The organism is Ochrobactrum sp. S1502_03 (genome assembly GCF_044435015.1).
Classification (GTDB): domain Bacteria; phylum Pseudomonadota; class Alphaproteobacteria; order Rhizobiales; family Rhizobiaceae; genus Brucella; species Brucella chromiisoli.
This window is the reverse complement of sequence record NZ_JAYEXN010000051.1, coordinates 1-16932: the sequence shown is the minus strand read 5'-3', so window position 1 is coordinate 16932 and position 16932 is coordinate 1. Positions and strand designations below refer to the sequence as shown.

The window sequence follows — 16932 nt, the reverse complement described above, 5'->3', positions numbered from 1 at the left end:
ACTCTGGTCGGGCTACGCCCTTCCGACGTTCCCCGATTGCGGCATAAACTGGCCTGATTTTACACCGCCATTTGGCCTGTTTTTATTCCGCCGTTGACAATCAACCTGAAGAGAGGTCAAATTGGGCCAAAACGAATTTTGTCGATTTAAAGAATATCTAAGTATAGGAAAGAAAATCAATCAAATTATGGAGAAAAAATTAAAAAATGGATAGCTATCATTTTTATCAAAATAAAATCAGCGGCAGTAGCGTCTGTTTTCTAAATTTCTACCTGACCAAGAAATTTCTAAATGCTATCCGTTTTTTGGAAAATATCCATTAATGATATCAAATAAGATTTTTTACTATTATTTTTACGAATTCTGCTTCAATTTCCGGAATGTTTTTGTGAAATGGAAGATCTTGCAAGAATATCAGTGCTTAAAGCGGAGGGCTATTATGGCCAAGAATGAGGGATTGTGTATTGTTACTGCGCGGTGCGCAGAAAAAGCCCTGAAATGCGGTGTTTTGGCCGTTTAAGAGCATAAGTAAAGAGCTCAGTAACCCTCGCAAAATGATGGGCAATTTTGACCGATATACTTTTTAAAACGGGGTCAAAAAACAAACCTAAAAATAGGTCAAATGCAAGAGAAATTGGGATTGTTAGCCGTCTTTATACCCAATTTCAGAGGGCTCAATACCTCAAAAGTGCCGCTACGCGTCACTTTTGATAAAGTATTTCGTCCTGCCGGAGGCTAAAAATGCTGCGTTTCTGGGCTTTTCAAGCCCCAGAAACACGCTATCGCGTGGCAGCATATTAACTTTTCAATTCTGTCAGAGGTCATTTTAAGGAAGATATATATTGGCAGCTTCTAATGTTGCAGAGGAATTTCGAACTAAAGGGTAGTGCGCTCAATGTGAATTTGTTTGCCGATCCGTATGGCTTTACGAAATGGGGGAGGGCGACAGCGACTTTATGCCAGACGCAATTATTGGCGTGAATGAAGAAAGCGCTAATAGGTGAGGGGCATGACACGCTGCTGAGGCTTTTGGAATTGCAGTTAAAGGTGATAACCGCGGCGTAGCTTTCGCGTGTAAAAACTATTCAGCATATGGATTGCAGCATGCTCCGTCTCAAAGCTCTGGTGTTTAAATTGCCCTCTGCTGCCGATCCGTCCCCAGTTGCGCGTAAAAATCCAAACGCCAAACAAGTCTCTTTCAACCGATAGGCCATAGAAGCGGGCCATGTTTTGTTCAGGGGTGACCCTATAGAGCTTTATGTAATTTACTGAGCGGCTTTCCATATAGGGCAGGATGATGCGATCGAGTCGTCGCGTCTAATGAAACTTTTGAATCATACTGGCTGCATTGATTCATTACGCTGATCTATCGAAGGCAGGGCTCCTTCGCCGCATCAGGTTAAATATGGTGTTTTGGCGCCGAAGCGGTATTCGAACTGGTCTCTATGAGATTGGGAACTGCACGCGCATTCACAATGAGATAAAGCGCCTTTGTATAAACATAAGCCAGCAGGATTGGGTTTCGGGTGCAGGCCTGCGATTTTAAAGATTCATTTTGGGTGTCGATTGAATATGCCAGTCCGATGATAAATTAGGATTATAATAAGCAATTCTTAAATATCGCATAATGGGGTTGATTGTAATATTTGGCTTCCATTAGGTGTGCTCTTTTTTGCTTATGAAATTTTTGTGTTCTGGATTACGAATAAAAAGATGTATGATTATTTATATTACAATTAATTTCTTATGTTTTGAATGATGGTCGATCTGCGATCTCTTTTGTTTAGATTTCCCGAAAATATTGATTAGCGCGCTTGAGAGATCATAAAAGCGCGCAGTTTTTTACACGGAGAGCGGAGGGTTTGAAGGTTTCAGCTTCATCTGGGCCTTTAGCTTTCGCTCGTCCAGATAATAGGAGCAAGCATGCGTAAAATTGGAGAGTTTGATTTACGAGGTAACAGCTTCGTCGGTCAGATACATTTCATTAACCAAAGCGTTGACTTGGTATTTTGGCCAAGAGAGAAGAAAGGAGAATTCAGCCCCGATTTCGATATTTATAAGGAAAGCTATGTGGTTGGTTCTGCCTGGCGTAGGAAAACGCTTGATACAGAGAAAGATTACCTATCCGTCAAGCTTGATGATCCTACATTTTTAGCGCCCATCTATGCCCGCCTATTAGATAAGGATGAGCGGGGTAAATACGCACTCGTCTGGCAGCGCCCGAAGGCGAAACCATTCTAAGCCATTTCAAGCTGATTATATCCGACTGGTTCTTTTGCGCCGCTTTGTAGTCTCATGGCCTAACCAACGATCGCTTGTTGCCTTTTTGAGGCTATTTTTTCCAAATTCAGGAAACCTCCTGAAGACGCCATTGTCATCCGCATTCTGTGCGTCTGATAGTTTGCTGACTGCATTTATGCTGATCGGCATTTTTGAGATGGCCGCAATTTAATCAGCATCCTGTCCCGCGGGGCTGAGCGGTCTTAGTCTCTCTTTCCAAAAAGACATATCGCGCAATTCGCTAATTGCTGCCTGGAACTTTGATGTTTCAAGGATGCCTTCGCGCGCGGTTTGTCAACTCTAAACACAACTAATCAATCAACTACAAAAAGAAAGCCTAACATACATGACATCCGCAATAACAAACATGCAGCTCAACATTCGCTTTGAAGCTGGCGATGACGCTTCAACTGCCAATATTCGCATTCAGCTGGGACAGACAGATATTGCTCTGCCGCTGCCAGCAGGCTTGCGCTTTGAAAGCACAAAACCGCTCCATATGAGCCTTTCGATCCCTCATCCCGTCAATCAGGAAACCGATTATGCAAGAATTTCGACATCATCAACAGCCAGCAATGAAGCTGCTCCGGCAGAAACTGCAAAAGACAAAGCGTTCAAGAAGCAATTGTTGCTGCCGTCTCCCGCGTCATCAAAAGTATCGTCAAAATATCAAACACAATGGCCAGTCATTGGCGGTGAGGATCTCATCCTTGATACAAACGCCATTCTGAGTTCCGCAGCGTTCTCAGCCAATTTTGAGGCTGGGATTATTCGCGACATCTATATCGCAGGATGTCCGGGTCTAAAACATCTCAAAGGCCAGCTTAGTATTCCGATCTTTAAAGTTGGCGAATGTGCGCAGGATCGGATCGCTGATCGTATTAAGCAGCAAAGCAAAGACCAATACGGATCTTATTATAAGATCAATGGCGATTGGCCGGTGCAAGATGAGGGATATGACGAATATTCTGCGCTTCAAATCTATATCCCTGAAACGTTGCATGAGAATAGCCCTGTTCGCGCTTTAACGCGAGGGCTTCGCGTTACCCTTCCAAAAGGCATGAGCCGGCAGCAGTTCAGCAACAGGTTTCAGAGAAAGCTGTCGTCATGTAGCTGGATAGAATGGCGCAAGACGGAAGATGCCATTGCACATTTTGAGCGCAAAAACATCAATCCGGATATTATCGACCGCTACACTGATTATGGTACGGGTGAGAAATACGATATCAGCCAGGCAACTGAGCTTTACTGCATTCGAAATGAAAATGCTCAGGACTGCAAACGTCTCATCGCTGTCATCGAAAATGTTATTCTCGAGCACATGGGTTTGATTTGATAACACATTGGGCGGCAGATTTTCTGCTGCCGCCTGTTTTTTACTTTATGCGTCGGGTCAGCACGCCTATACAAAGCGTGTCACAGCCCGAACATGGAGAAGAATGATGACAGTCGGTCACGAGCTTGATGGCTTGATGAAGTTTCTGAGCCGCGATGAATGGCGCGATTGTTTTTCTGAGATATTTGGTGACCATCTTGGGCCTGTTCTGGACGCCTTTGACATAGATTTTGAAGATATTGACGATATGCTCGGTGAGCCATGGCCTGATATTCTTTGGGGCTGTGCGTTTGAAGATTTTCTGACCCAGGATTTTGATGTCCCGGGTGGCAATATTGTTGACGAATATCTCAAACGTCGGGGCTGGAAGGAAAGCGCACAATCGAAGGCCTATATGAAAGCGCTGCGCAACTCCCGTATGAGTCTTTATGAAATGAGCGACATTGTACCGGGAAAATCGGTTCTGGCGCGCGATCTCATTCGCGGTGGTGAGCCTATCCTGGTCTATGAGCAGAGCGCGACACAATCGCTAAAGCAATGGGATAAGATTGCTGCGCGTATAGTGCCTGTCATGGGTAAGCATATCTTTGCGGGAGCCCTGTTGCCATTTACACAAAAGGGCACTGATGACCTCTTTGATGGTTTGCGTCTTGTATTTGGAAAGAGGAAGACAAAAAAGCTACCAATCTTCGATGACAATGAGCTGCATGAGGCGGCCCGTATTTTTACACATTCATGGTTGTTTGACGCGCTTGAGAATATAATGGAAATGCCCTCCATCCAGAATAGTGATGGGCACGATTTCATGTTCCATGATGTTCGCTTCCCTATTGCTTCAGGCGTGACGCAGAAGGACATTGCAGCAAAGATAAATACGATTGCGGGCATGTCGCAAGATGGGGAAAAATCTTGGAACTGGGTAGAAGTAAAACCCAAAGCCAAGAACAATTCCGAGCCCAAAGCTGCCTCTTTCGATACCTACCTTGAGGATGGTTACCGTATCTTGGGAAGTATTGAGATCAAAGGCCGTTTCATGCATCTGATGACCAATTCTGCAGAACGTTCTGCAGTTGGAATGGGACTTGTAAAACAAGCACTCGGTGATCTCGTCCGCATACCGCTGACAGAAATTCGTACGGTCAATCAGGTAATGGCCGACAAAACCGAAGACGATACGACAGATGTAGAAGCAGCTATGCCTGCTGACATTGCACACGAAATTGTTCATCAGGTACTGGATCGAAAATATCGCGAAACTCTAGATCAACCCGTTCCTATGCTGGGTAACATCACGCCGCGCCAAGCTGCAAAAACTGCCGCAGGGCGTAAAAAACTCGTCGAATGGCTGAAGTATCTTGAGAACCAGATTGCTGTTCGTCATCAACACACTGACCCAATGGCAACCTACAGTTTCGAGTGGATCTGGCGTGAGCTCAATATTCTCGATTTACGACGATAATTATCATGGTTGGGAGAAGGCAACTCCATATCCCCGACCAGAATCTTGGGCGGCTATCTAAATAAAAGTGTTTACAAAAAATCAAGTTAATGGAAGTGCCTTTGATAACTCTTCAATTACCGCGTAATTATTTGCAGATTGATGCTTCGGGTTTATAACGGCACTGTTACGTTAACCTGAGCAAGTGGACTTGTCACGGTTTGATTCCGCCTCCTTGAATAGACTATTTGTCATTAAGGAGAAGATTTATGGCAGTGTTACATACTGATGCTTTCCGACGCGAAGCCGTTCGGATTGCACTTACAAGTGGCCTTACTCGGCGCGAGGTAGCGTCTGATTTGGGCGTTGGCCTTTCCACTTTATCAAAATGGATACAGCGCTCTCGTCCTGCGGATATGCCTCCAGCTAGCGATATTGATCTGGCGAAAGAAAATGAACGCTTGCGCAAAGAGAACCGCCTACTTCTGGAGGAGTATCCGTCTTATTCAAGCGCGATGTTGGACCCATTTCCGGTCGGCTTTTAACAAGATGTTCGCCAATATTATTAGCTTACGCATAATCGCTGTCAGTGCGACTTTTTTTACCTTACCTGCCGTGAGTAATTGTTGATATTTCTCCCGCATATCTGGGTTAACGCGTGTGGCCACTAGGGCGGGCATATAGATTGCGCGGCGTAATATAGCTCGGCCACCTTGAATACGCTCCTTCCCTTGCCATTTCCCTGAACTCTGGGACATTGGGGCTAACCCTGCTAAACTTGCCGCTTGCTTATTATCTAGCGTACCTAACTCAGGCATATCTGTGAGAACCGTGATCGAGGTGAGCACACCAATACCCGGAATGCTGCTTAGAATATCAACCTGTCGAGCCATGGCTGGATCATCTGTCACATGCGCGATAATTTCTTTATCAATCTGCTCAATGTCGGATTGGATTTGCTTCAAGCGCCTTTCTAGCTGCCGTTTGATTAACGGAACCTGAGCGGTATCCAGACGTGCTTTGGCAGCTGTCTGGTCTTTAATAAGCCCACGTCTTGCCGCTATTAAATCCTTGAACAAATATAATATTTTAGGCTGGGGATCTCGTGCCGTGAGATCGAGTGCAACCCCCATGCGTGCCAGCATTGAAGCATCCACCTTATCTGTTTTCGCTAGCTTTCCAACAGCTTGCGCGAACCGCCGTGCCTGTTTGGGGTTTACCTTTACAAAGGGCGTGGATGATGTTCCCAATGCCATTTCAAACTGACGATGATAAGCTCCAGTTGCTTCAAATACGAAAAGGACTTCTGGCGCTTTTTCAATCCAGCGTAGGAGCTTTTGATAGCCTTTATAGTTATTGGAAACTTGTATCTGCTGGTTCCCTGGCAGCTTGCAGGCGTCAAGTGTCTCTTTGGAGATGTCTACTCCGATTACAACGCGGTTGGTCAATTGTACCTCCTCTTGTCGTACGGGCCCAAAGCCCTATTATCCGTTCAAGTCGACCAATTGAACAAAGGTGATCCTACTCCTCCACGGTCCATCATGACCCAGAGGGAAACGATCCATCCTCTGCCATGACACAGCACGGTATTAATACCGTGCTGTGTCATGGCCCCAGTATCGCACCGGAGCGTTGATATTCATAAGACAAGAGGGAAGTTTTAAATTGAAGCCGGAAATGTAATCGATCCAGTGAATCGATTACCCGGCGGAACGCCACCGTGTTCTTCGCGAACCAAAATAAGTAAGGTTTGCTTTCGTGGAAGAACACCGCCATCAAATTTCAGTTCATCGGCTTTGCCAGATTATGGATGTTACATCACGTGGTTATCGTGCGTGGCGCAGACGACCATTAAGCAAGCGGCAAAGACAGGACATGGTGATCCTCGCTCATATTCGAGAGCAATATCATCTTAGCCTTCAATCTTATGGTCGGCCTCGCATGACGCAAGAACTCCAGGATATAGGATTATCTGTTGGGCAACGACGCGTTGGCCGTTTGATGCGCCAGAACAACATCTATGCGGTTAGAACCCGCAAGCATAAGGTGACAACTGACAGCAACCATACTTTCAATATAGCCCCGAACTTGCTGGATCAGGATTTCACAGCTGACAAGCCCAATCAGAAATGGGCGGGCGATATCAGTTACTTATGGACACGCGAAGGATGGTTATATCTGGCTGTTATCATCGATCTCCATTCACGGCGCGTGGTGGGGTGGGCTGTCAGCGATCGTTTGAAACAAGATCTTGCATTACAGGCATTGAACAGAGCAATTGCTTTGCGCAATCCAGAGCCAGGCTGCATTCATCATACAGACCGTGGCAGTCAATACTGTGCTCATGACTATCAAAAGCGGCTGAAACAGCTCGAATTCCAGGTCTCGATGAGTGGAAAAGGAAACTGCTGGGATAATGCTGTGTCAGAAACATTCTTCAAGACACTGAAGGCGGAGCTGATTTGGCGACATACTTGGCAAACACGGCAGCATCTGACGGATGCGCTATTCAAATACATAAACGGATTTTACAACATACGCAGAAGGCATTCGACCCTCGGAGGAATATCGCCCGCTCAATTCGAACAAATAACCGCCGAAACAAGATCATGAGGCGGAAATAAAGCGGGACAAGTCCATAAGCCCATTGACCCGGATGCGTTTCCAGAACCGTTTGCCGATCATTGTCCTTACTATCCGTTGACCTCCTCACACGCCGTCGTTCCGCTCTAACTTGCCGATTTGACTTACGAGACAGTCAGTAGCGGATCTCTATAATCTTCCTTCTTGGTCTGCATTGCCCAAAGGCTGCGGGCCATCTTGTTTGCCAAAGCTATGGCAACGACCATTCTAGGTTTACGTAAAAGCATCGCATGAAGCCACGTTCCAGGTACTGGCGTCTTTTTACTGGCCCAGCGTATTATCGACATGGCACCGATTATGAGCAAACGCCGAATATCACGCTGCCCCATTTTCGATGTACGTCCCAATATCTGCTTTCCGCCACTCGAGTGTTGGCGCGGTACAAGTCCGAGCCATGCAGCAAAATCCCTACTGCGCCTAAAGATAGACAGCGTAGGGGCGAATGCTTCAATGGCCATAGCCGTGATAGGCCCTAGACCGGGCATGGTCATCATACGCGATGAAGCGTCAGACCGTGCGGCTTCTTTCTTTAGGACAGCTTCGAGAGATAAAATCCGCGTCGAAAATGTCTCAATCTGCTCAAGGTAAATGCGTGCCGTTTCCACTATCAGCCCATCTACCGTATCTTCTGCCTGGTCAATAAGTTGCCGGATGCTTGAAAGATTCCACAAGCCTTTTGGCGCGATAAGGCCGTGTTCAGCCAGATGTGCCCGTAAGGCATTTATCGTTTGGGTTCGTTGACGGACAAATAACTCGCGCGTCCGGAAAACCATTGCGCGTGCTTGCTGTTCAGGTGTCTTGGGTTCAACGAAGCGCATCGTTGGACGCGTTGCAGCCTCAGCGATAGCCTCCGCATCAGCAACGTCATTTTTCTGCCGCTTCACAAAGGGCTTTACATAGGCGGGTGGGACCAGCCGGATCTCATGGCCAAACTCACTGATCTCGCGTGCCCAGTAATGGGCCGTTGCACACGCTTCCATGGCGACGATGCAGGGTGGCAGCTTTGAAAAAAATGCTAAAAGTTGTCCGCGTGTTAGTTTCTTACGCAGAACAACGCTGCCGTCAACGCGTGCGCCATGAACCTGAAAAACCTGCTTTGCAAGATCCAGACCGATAATGCTAATCTCTCCCATGGATATCTCCTCTCAAGTGACGTTACCCAACATCACCTTGGCACATTAAGATGCCGTTGGCAGGGGGTATCCACACCATCACTTCTCAGCGGCAATCAACAAACACTTCCTTGATTGCGTACATAGATACCCGGGGCCAATTCACGAATCAAACCTTCATTGATTAGGCTGTAGGGAAAGTCAAAGTCATCAATATATTTAGCAAGAAGTAATTTGGCTACGCTTAGTTGGTATAGAATGGAACGAGCTCGCTTAGCAATTTCCGACTGTAACAACTAACCCAAAATACGTGGCGGTTTGTGCTGCCGATTAATGCCATTCCCTTACCTCGTCCTAAGCGCTAACGTCGCAAGACCCGCATAGTCCAATAGAGTATCACTACAGAAATGCAGCGATCAAACTCCCATAGCTAGCCCTCCAGCAAGTTCTTACTTGGTTAATTAAGGGGGTATCTTTTGTGCGCTTCCCCAACCTTTTATAAAGCACTGCTGCTCGTATCCTGACTTAATAGAAGTACACGAAATATTTCTCTGATATTTTAAGTTATCGCCTGCAAATTCCTGATGTTATTTCTAAGCGAAAACTAATACTTTAGTGCGAAATCGTCTCAATTCGAAATGGTCAATTGAGTAGGCAGCTTGGCGTAACTCGATCAGGTCTGCAATAACATCTGCCATTCCGGGACCAATGCCAAATCCATGGCCACTCATTCCGGTTGCGATTGTTAAGCCGCCAATCGGCGCATGATCAACCACCGGTAAGGCATCAGGCATGGTATCGATCATACCGGCCCAGCTTCTTACAATACGTGGCTTGTTTGTTTGAGGGAAAGCCTTTGTGAACTGTTTTAGCACACGGTCGAGTTCTCTCTGGTTTGGTTTGGGATTGAGTATCCTGCACCGTTCGAATGGAGTCTCATCGTTCTGTGACCAGTGTCTTGCTGTTCGCCATGCGTCCGGATAATTCTGCGGGGCAGCAAGTTTAAAACGTGTGCTCGTAAAGTCTTCACGCAATTGCGGTATATAGGCGCAAAAGTTTCTGAAGGCGTCTGGCCCTATGAAGAAGTCATGTGTGGACCATGGCGTTAATGTGTATCCACCATCAGCGCGTCGACGAAACGCTATCTGGTCATCTCCGGCAGCGCCATCATGCAGCGAGTTCATAGGTGCTGTTTGCATTACGGAAGATAGAACAGAAAGCTGCGGGATACGTATGTCATGCCGTTTCAGGAACAGTGTGCTCCAGGCGCCAGCCGCGACAAGAACGCGCTCGCATCTTACATAGCCTTTTTCGGTAACAACGCCCTGCACCTGATTGCTGGTGACATCCAATGTCCGCACCGCACAGTTTTCGCGGATAAGAACGCCATCTTCTGCTGCAACCTCAGCAATTGTTGGAACAGTCAGGAATGGCTCTGCCATTGCATCTGACGGCGTAGTCATCCCCCCTAGCCAGGCCGTACTGTCCGGCACCATAGCTCTGACTTCACGTTGAGACAGCATACGCGTATCAATACCATAGGCACGCGCACCATCAAGCCATTGAGTGAATTCTTCAAGCTTTGTTTGATTGCGCGCCAGATAGGTGATGCCATTCTGACGAAAGCCGATTTTTTCGCGAATTTTCTCGTTAAGGCCTTTCCAGAGATGAATTGCGTTCATCATGATCGGCAACTCTGCGTAATCACGTCCCTGCTGGCGAACCCAGCCCCAGTTGCGGCTCGATTGCTCGCCCGCGATCCTCCCTTTTTCACAAACAAGGACTTTTAATCCTCGCTTTTGAAGTTCCCAGGCTGTCATGATGCCGATTATGCCACCACCAATGATAGTGACATCAACAGCCTCGGGGAGAGGGCCGTCGAATTGCGCTGGATTATTCATACTGATTGGGAAATCGGACATTTAAGTATCAAAATCTCTTGGGACTATAAGGAGCCAGATCGATAGCTGGCGTTTGTTCGCTGATGAGCTCTTTGACGAGTTTGGCTGTTATTGCAGAAAGGGTGACCCCCAAATGCCCGTGGCCAAAGGCGTAAATGACATTCCGGCATTTGCTCGATCTGCCAATGACGGGCAGTGTGTCAGGGGTCGATGGACGGTGTCCCATCCATTCAGTGGCGGGTTTCCATGACTTGAGAGCCGGCACGACTTCAATTGCTTTTGGCAGCAGACTACGAATGCGTTTGTAATTCGGCTGCGCTCTAAGGCCTGCGAGTTCATCGCCGCTTACCAGCCGCAAACCGTCATGCATTGGTGATAGAACAAACCCCTTGCCGGGTAAGACCACCGGTCCGCGCAGCAATGTCTCCGACCCTGGACCAAAACTGATATGGTATCCACGTTCGCTTTCGAGTGAGACACGATCACCGAGCTGTTTGGTCAGTGCGGTGGACCATGCACCCGATGCGATGACGATACGATCAAAGCGCTTGTTCAGGGTTTCTGAATTCAGCAGCACGCCGTGTTCCGACGGTCGAACCGAGGTAATAGTGTCACGAATGAACGCCGCGCCAAACTTCTGAGCCGTTTCCAGATAGATCTGAGCAAGCTTTTGCGGAAAACGGACATTACCAGCATTTGGCTGATAGAGGCCTTTGTAACAGGATGCCGGATCAAGTGCAGGTTCAAGGTCCAGAAGTGCTGAACGATCGAGAACTGTATGAACGACATCATGACGGCTCATAAGCCGACGCTCCAGAGTCGAACCTTCGAAATCCTTGCTGTCACTATAGATTTTCAGCCAGCCTTCTTGCGTGAGCATGTCGCTTGCTGAGGCAATTGCAGCAAGTTCCCGATGTGCTATCAGCGATTCTGAAACAAGCGGATGCATTGCTGCAGCAATTCGATCGACAGCTTTCGTTGTACCAGCTGTAATAAAACGTCTTATCCACGGCAATGCTGCGATTGCATGATGAAGCCGCAGGACTGCTGGTGAATTGCGGTTGAACATATAGCTGGGCAAAGACCTGATAACCGCGGGTGTCGCTGTCGGTGTTATTGACCCTGTGACAATGGCTCCCGCATTACCGTAGGATGTTCCGGTGCCGGGCTCTTCATTGCCGAATATGGTGACACTATAGCCAGCTTTGCTGAGTGCAAGAGCCGTGCTGCAGCCAACAATTCCAGCGCCAATGATGGCAACAGAAAGCCGCTCACCGCTTTTTTGACGATGCTCCATGATAATCAATCTATCTTAATTGCGTGACTAACCGGGTCGCGTCAGTGGTGGAGAACTTTACTCAGGAAGTCGCGTGTACGCTCATTCTGAGGGTTTCTGAAGAAGTTCTCTGGCTCACCGCTTTCAAGGATTGCCCCACGATCCATGAAGACAACACGATCAGCAACGCTTCTGGCGAAGCCCATTTCATGGGTGACCACCATCATCGTCATGCCTTCTTTGGCGAGATTAACCATAACATCGAGCACTTCATTGATCATCTCCGGATCCAGTGCCGAGGTGGGTTCATCAAACAACATAATTCTTGGCTGCATACAAAGAGAACGTGCAATAGCCACACGCTGCTGCTGACCACCAGACAGCTGGCTTGGGTAATTGTTCATACGATCAGCGAGGCCGACTTTAGCTAGCAGTTCTTTGCCCCGCTTTTCCGCCTCAGCTTTTGATAATCCCCGCACATGAATAGGCGCAAGTGTTACATTCTCCAGCGCAGTCTTATGGGGGTAGAGATTGAATTGCTGGAAAACAAATCCGACTTCCATTCGCAATTCACGCAAGGCTGCATTCTTCGCGCTGAGATCAATGCCATCAACGATCAGTTTGCCTGACTGGAAGGCTTCCAATCCATTAACGCATCGGATCAGCGTGCTTTTACCAGAACCGGAAGGACCGCAAACGACGACGACTTCGCCTTTGCTGACTGTCAGATCAATATTGTTAAGCACGTGAAGCGCGCTGCCGAACCATTTGTTCAGACCCTGAAATTCAATCATTAGACCTGTCCAGTTACAAAATAGGAGACTGAGTGCCGCGCTCTATACGGCGCGAGAGATAAATCATCGGATAGCAGACGATGAAGTAGCCGATGCCAACGACGCCAAAGACGAGCAGTCCATTGGGGATGTTCTGAACGATCATCCATCCTGAGCGTGTAAGATCCATAATCCCGATGGCCGAAACCACGGAGGAATCTTTCACCAGCAGAATGAACTGTCCCACCAGAGATGGTCTTACAATGCGTAATGCCTGTGGCATGACAATCAATCGAAGCTGTTGCGAATAGGTGAAGCCTGACGCGATCGCCGCTTCTGTCTGCCCGCGTGGAACAGCTTTAATGCCGGAGGCAATAATTTCGCCGATAAAGCAGGCTGACAGGTTGGAAAGCGCGATCACTCCAGCATTAAAGGCCGACAGCTCGATGCCGATTGATGGCAGAATGAAGAAACAGATGAAGACCTGTACCAGAAACGGCGTGCCGCGAAACAGATCAATATAGAGCCCTGTTATGCCCGAAAGCCATCGATTGCCGCTCGCGCGAAGCACGCCAAAAATTAGGCCGACAATGACCCCAATGATCAGAGAGAGCAAAGATAGCGAAACGGTCATTCCGAGGCCCTTCAAAAGAATGGGCCAGAAATTCCACAAGCGTTCGACTTGAAACCAAAACATATGCGTCCCCTGTTATCTTTCCGGCATGCGGTTGAAGCGCGACCATGTTCCGGCAAGTGCTTTAAGGAGATAATAAATCAGCAGAAATCCGGCGGCGGTTGCAGCAAAACCCTCGACAGGCATGAAGCGATCAAGCGCGATTTGCTGACCGACACGGGTGAGCTCAACAACAGAAATCAGCGAGAGAAGCGAGGAGTCTTTCACCAGCACGATTGCCTGACCGATCATCGGTGAAATCGTTGGCCGGACCGCCTGAGGAAGGACAACGAGTCTCATCCGTTGCAGATAGGTAAAGCCGGAGCTTAGAGCAGCTTCAAACTGTCCACGCGGTATAGAGAGAATGCCCGAGCGAATAATCTCAGCCACATATGCTCCCGAGTTCAGTGAAAGAGCTATAATGCCAATCACCATTTCGGGAAGGAGTATGCCAAGACGCGGCAGGCCAAAATACAGGAAGTAGAGCTGTGCAAGCAGAGGTGTCGCGCGGATAAGATCGATATAGGCAATGCTGATCCTGCGCAGCCAGCGCACAGGCTGAATGCTTAAAGCACAAGCGACGATGCCGATGATCAACGCGCCGGTAAACCCTGCGGCGGACAACATCAATGTATTCAGAAAACCCTGCCAGAGTTCAGGCAGATATTCCGATATGACTCTTATGTTCAGATTGCCAAACATGGTTCACCGGTAACATTCGGATTTTGATCGAAAGTGCAGGATGAATGGGGCCTGCACCTTCATTGATATTAGTGATCAGCCTGCCACTTGTTCGAATTGACCCAGTAATCGAGGTTTTCTTTTAAGCGACCATCGAGCTTGATGTTGTCAAGGAACAGGTTTGTCCAGATCATCAGATCCTGCGAGTCGTATCTGACGGCATAGGCAAGAGGTTCTGAGCTGAGCATTTCAGAAAATACTTCAAACGTACCTTCTGGGTAGTTCTGAACCTGTGCAGCAACAGCTGTGTTATCATTCACGCCGCACTGGGCCTGACCGGATGCAACCGCATCAAGCACCACTGTTCCACCACCCTTGAACGCCTTGACGGTGGCTTCAGGGAAAAACTTAGGCATGTTCTTTTCGGCAGTTGATCCGAGGATGACCGCAATAGTCGTTCCTGGCTTTTTGCAGTCTTCAACGCTCTTGAAGTCACCACCAGCAGCAGTGAAAGCGACTGAACCGACGTGAATCCATGGCTGGGTAAAAGCTACCTTCGTTGCGCGGCTCATGGTGGCTGTCATATCGGCTGCCAGAATGTCAGCTTTGCCTGAAAGCAGCGCCGGAATAAGGCCATCCCAATCGAAATCAAGATATGTAACCTTGACGCCCATTTCCTTGGCCATAAGCTCGGTCAGGGCGATCGCGCTGCCTGCACGGGTGCCATTCTTGTCCATAAAGGAATAAGGAGGGCCCTGCGTTTGAACAGCGACGCGCAACTCGCCGCGGGCAATAATATCGTCAAGCGTTCCCGCATAGGCAGGTGTGGTCTGCGCCGCAGCCCCCACCAGTGCAATAAACATAGCTGACGTCATAAGCGCATTGATTTTTTTCATCATTTCTTGAGTTCTCCCTCATTTGAGCAACAGTAGTCCGTGTCCGCGCAAGGCGGCCAATTAGAATGGTCATTTTGTTGTTAGGTTAAGGAGCGGGTTTGTCGCTCTCTTCATCTTCCCATACGCCGCGTGGCAAACTCAGCCATTTGTTATGGGCTTTCATGACAACAAAAGTTTCGCTGCCCTGAATGACACCGGGTTCAGCCAGGCCGGGGAGCAGTTCGCTCGTCACCCGGTATAGTTCTTCCATGTCGCCTTCAAACAGCACTTCGCACAGAAGGTCGTACCGGCCAGTTACAATGCTGACCGATGTCACAAATGGCAGTTCGGACATTTTTCGGGCAATTTCATTCAGGCGTCCATGCCCATTGGCATGAATGCCTAAAATCGCAACGATAAGCTCAGGTCGCTCCGAGACATTAACAACGCCCGCTATCCGGAATAGTTTATTTTCGATCAGGTTTTTGAGGCGCGCACGGATGGTTGGCGGGCTAAGCTCCAGACGTTCAGCAATCTGATTGGCGCCATCGCGTGCATCATCTGACAGAAGCTTAACAAGCTTCCGATCAATTTTATCTAAAAGTGCACGCATTTTGTTGCCCCTTATTATTATTATGAATCATTGATATTTCAATATTGCGCATCTCGTCAACTTAAATTTTGCATTTGGAAAAAATGAAGGAAAATTATTTCTATTTGATGGTTTTATGGTTCTTTAGATTGACTTTTAGCAAAACGACCATAAGTTTTTAGAATAAGCGAATGCACACGCTGGAGATAGCGCATCCTTGTGCGCAATGGATTTAGTTGAACTGTTTCGAGGCGTTTTTTACGTCAAATGGGCGAATTGTAGAGCGTGGGGTCTTTTTGTTTGAGGTACCAAACTAGCGTCTGGCGGACAAAGGATACTCGATGGTTACGAAGTGCTGACGAGCTCCACATTGCAAAATAATTATTTCTAGGGCGAGCGATTGGCGGTATTATTTCCTCCAATCTCCCGCGCGCTATTTCTTCGTTGCACAGATACTTCGGAAGGACAGACCAACCGAAGCCGCTGATCAGAATGGAACGTAGACTTCTGAGGTCCTGACTGATGACTGCCGGGGTTACTATATTGATTTTCGTCTGGTTCTCTTTCAGCCAAGCATTGATCAACGGTGCGGTAAGATTGTAAGCAAGCATGGGCTCATCATTGAGTGCATCTGAGAGATTTTTTTGGGCTATAATCTTTCGAGTAATCTCAGGTGCTGCTACGGCCATGATCGCTTCCGAATAGAGCGCCTCACTACGTAGCCTGGTATCATTAATCGGGCGTGCTGAAAAACCGAGATCGCAATGACCTTCTGCGACCATGATGCGGATTTTTTCACTGTCGCCCATTTGCAGACGCACCTTCACGCCTGCTTCCAACAATGTTCGCAAAGCTGGGCCGATTGTTTCAGCAGCAAAATCACTGTGGGTGATAATTTGCACGGAACCAGTAATCTGTGTGGATCTCGAACGAGCTGTGGCGAGGGCTGTTTCAGCATGATCCAATTTGTCGCCGATGTCCGCTGCTAACTCATCTGCGGTTGCCGTTGGTATCACCCCGCGGGCATGCCGTTCAAAAAGCGGACGGCCAATAGCTGCTTCTAAGCTGGCAATTTGTTGAGAAACTGCTGGTTGGGTTAGGTCTAGCTTGTCCGTCGTCGAATGATTTGAGACTATTTGTGCTTTTGAAGATTGGAGTTTCCGGCTCGGTTTGGGGTTTGATTTAAGCGGCTTTGGCTTGGTGGTTCAAGCGGCGTTTTTTTGATCGTGTCTCGTTTGATCCTTTCGCGTTCTAGCAGGATGGTCTGTCCGCGTCCGAAGTAGACGTCGGCGGGAGTGAGATTGTCGAGGCTCTCATGGTAACGGCGATGATTGTAATGCTCGACGAAGGCT

The 16932-nt window shown here is 48.0% G+C and carries 14 protein-coding genes and 4 pseudogenes; 5 read left to right on the top strand and 13 right to left on the bottom strand.

Translation table 11 applies throughout. The features are described from left to right. Positions 1 to 1041 precede the first annotated feature (1041 nt). Positions 1042 to 1284 (bottom strand): WGR domain-containing protein, encoded by a 243-nt coding sequence (locus VBH83_RS18335; RefSeq protein WP_396998976.1) that lies wholly within the window; start codon positions 1282 to 1284, stop codon positions 1042 to 1044. Positions 1285 to 1923: 639 nt separating this feature from the next. Between VBH83_RS18335 and VBH83_RS18330 the strand changes: the two genes are divergently transcribed. From VBH83_RS18330 to VBH83_RS18315, 4 genes and pseudogenes are all read left to right on the top strand, one after another. Further along, on the top strand, positions 1924 to 2241 hold the full coding sequence (locus VBH83_RS18330) for a DUF736 domain-containing protein (RefSeq protein WP_396998975.1): 318 nt from the start codon (positions 1924 to 1926) through the stop codon (positions 2239 to 2241). A 385-nt stretch (positions 2242 to 2626) separates the two neighbouring features. Continuing rightward, entirely contained in the window at positions 2627 to 3616 is a 990-nt protein-coding gene (locus tag VBH83_RS18325) for a hypothetical protein (protein ID WP_396998974.1), read from the top strand. Between the two features lie 136 nt (positions 3617 to 3752). Beyond that, entirely contained in the window at positions 3753 to 5075 is a 1323-nt protein-coding gene (locus VBH83_RS18320; protein ID WP_396998973.1) for a hypothetical protein, read from the top strand. Between the two features lie 248 nt (positions 5076 to 5323). Continuing rightward, positions 5324 to 5548: pseudogene (locus tag VBH83_RS18315) on the top strand (transposase); the annotation flags it as partial. Positions 5549 to 5560: 12 nt separating this feature from the next. Here the strand turns inward: VBH83_RS18315 and VBH83_RS18310 are convergent. Next, the gene (locus VBH83_RS18310; RefSeq protein ID WP_240579598.1) at positions 5561 to 6502 is read right to left on the bottom strand and encodes an IS110 family transposase; all 942 of its coding nucleotides are present in this window, start codon (positions 6500 to 6502) and stop codon (positions 5561 to 5563) included. A 295-nt stretch (positions 6503 to 6797) separates the two neighbouring features. Between VBH83_RS18310 and VBH83_RS18305 the strand changes: the two are divergent. Continuing rightward, positions 6798 to 7667, top strand: a pseudogene (locus tag VBH83_RS18305) (IS3 family transposase); the annotation flags it as partial. 134 nt (positions 7668 to 7801) lie between these two features. On the opposite strand, the gene VBH83_RS18300 reads toward VBH83_RS18305, so the two are convergent. From VBH83_RS18300 to VBH83_RS18250, 11 genes and pseudogenes are all read right to left on the bottom strand, one after another. Then, the gene (locus VBH83_RS18300) at positions 7802 to 8830 is read right to left on the bottom strand and encodes an IS110 family transposase (protein ID WP_313830567.1); all 1029 of its coding nucleotides are present in this window, start codon (positions 8828 to 8830) and stop codon (positions 7802 to 7804) included. A gap of 572 nt (positions 8831 to 9402) precedes the next feature. Then, positions 9403 to 10731, bottom strand: coding sequence for an FAD-dependent oxidoreductase (locus VBH83_RS18295; protein WP_313830568.1), 1329 nt, complete (start codon positions 10729 to 10731; stop codon positions 9403 to 9405). Between the two features lie 7 nt (positions 10732 to 10738). Next, the gene (locus tag VBH83_RS18290) at positions 10739 to 12007 is read right to left on the bottom strand and encodes an NAD(P)/FAD-dependent oxidoreductase (RefSeq protein ID WP_396998972.1); all 1269 of its coding nucleotides are present in this window, start codon (positions 12005 to 12007) and stop codon (positions 10739 to 10741) included. A gap of 41 nt (positions 12008 to 12048) precedes the next feature. Next, entirely contained in the window at positions 12049 to 12780 is a 732-nt protein-coding gene (locus VBH83_RS18285) for an amino acid ABC transporter ATP-binding protein (RefSeq protein WP_313830571.1), read from the bottom strand. A 13-nt stretch (positions 12781 to 12793) separates the two neighbouring features. After that, on the bottom strand, positions 12794 to 13456 hold the full coding sequence (locus VBH83_RS18280; RefSeq protein WP_094574829.1) for an amino acid ABC transporter permease: 663 nt from the start codon (positions 13454 to 13456) through the stop codon (positions 12794 to 12796). Between the two features lie 12 nt (positions 13457 to 13468). Further along, the gene (locus tag VBH83_RS18275; protein WP_313830574.1) at positions 13469 to 14134 is read right to left on the bottom strand and encodes an amino acid ABC transporter permease; all 666 of its coding nucleotides are present in this window, start codon (positions 14132 to 14134) and stop codon (positions 13469 to 13471) included. A 68-nt stretch (positions 14135 to 14202) separates the two neighbouring features. Continuing rightward, a complete protein-coding gene (locus VBH83_RS18270; protein WP_313830576.1) occupies positions 14203 to 15012 on the bottom strand; it encodes an ABC transporter substrate-binding protein in 810 nt (269 codons plus the stop codon). A gap of 82 nt (positions 15013 to 15094) precedes the next feature. Continuing rightward, on the bottom strand, positions 15095 to 15601 hold the full coding sequence (locus tag VBH83_RS18265; RefSeq protein ID WP_313830578.1) for an Lrp/AsnC family transcriptional regulator: 507 nt from the start codon (positions 15599 to 15601) through the stop codon (positions 15095 to 15097). 242 nt (positions 15602 to 15843) lie between these two features. Beyond that, positions 15844 to 16545: a substrate-binding domain-containing protein gene (locus VBH83_RS18260; RefSeq protein WP_396998971.1), complete on the bottom strand. Its 702-nt coding sequence runs from the start codon at positions 16543 to 16545 to the stop codon at positions 15844 to 15846. Positions 16546 to 16590: 45 nt separating this feature from the next. Continuing rightward, positions 16591 to 16716, bottom strand: a pseudogene (locus VBH83_RS18255) (LysR family transcriptional regulator); the annotation flags it as partial. A 46-nt stretch (positions 16717 to 16762) separates the two neighbouring features. Then, a pseudogene (locus VBH83_RS18250) lies at positions 16763 to 16932 on the bottom strand (IS3 family transposase); the annotation flags it as partial.

Excerpts from the sequence above, each read along its gene's own strand:
- VBH83_RS18335 (WP_396998976.1), bottom strand. The coding sequence starts at position 1,284 with ATGGAAAGCCGCTCAGTAAATTACATAAAGCTCTATAGGGTCACCCCT.
- VBH83_RS18330 (WP_396998975.1), top strand. The coding sequence starts at position 1,924 with ATGCGTAAAATTGGAGAGTTTGATTTACGAGGTAACAGCTTCGTCGGT.
- VBH83_RS18325 (WP_396998974.1), top strand. The coding sequence starts at position 2,627 with ATGACATCCGCAATAACAAACATGCAGCTCAACATTCGCTTTGAAGCT.
- VBH83_RS18320 (WP_396998973.1), top strand. The coding sequence starts at position 3,753 with ATGAAGTTTCTGAGCCGCGATGAATGGCGCGATTGTTTTTCTGAGATA.
- VBH83_RS18300 (WP_313830567.1), bottom strand. The coding sequence starts at position 8,830 with ATGGGAGAGATTAGCATTATCGGTCTGGATCTTGCAAAGCAGGTTTTT.
- VBH83_RS18295 (WP_313830568.1), bottom strand. The coding sequence starts at position 10,731 with ATGTCCGATTTCCCAATCAGTATGAATAATCCAGCGCAATTCGACGGC.
- VBH83_RS18290 (WP_396998972.1), bottom strand. The coding sequence starts at position 12,007 with ATGGAGCATCGTCAAAAAAGCGGTGAGCGGCTTTCTGTTGCCATCATT.
- VBH83_RS18285 (WP_313830571.1), bottom strand. The coding sequence starts at position 12,780 with ATGATTGAATTTCAGGGTCTGAACAAATGGTTCGGCAGCGCGCTTCAC.
- VBH83_RS18280 (WP_094574829.1), bottom strand. The coding sequence starts at position 13,456 with ATGTTTTGGTTTCAAGTCGAACGCTTGTGGAATTTCTGGCCCATTCTT.
- VBH83_RS18275 (WP_313830574.1), bottom strand. The coding sequence starts at position 14,134 with ATGTTTGGCAATCTGAACATAAGAGTCATATCGGAATATCTGCCTGAA.
- VBH83_RS18270 (WP_313830576.1), bottom strand. The coding sequence starts at position 15,012 with ATGATGAAAAAAATCAATGCGCTTATGACGTCAGCTATGTTTATTGCA.
- VBH83_RS18265 (WP_313830578.1), bottom strand. The coding sequence starts at position 15,601 with ATGCGTGCACTTTTAGATAAAATTGATCGGAAGCTTGTTAAGCTTCTG.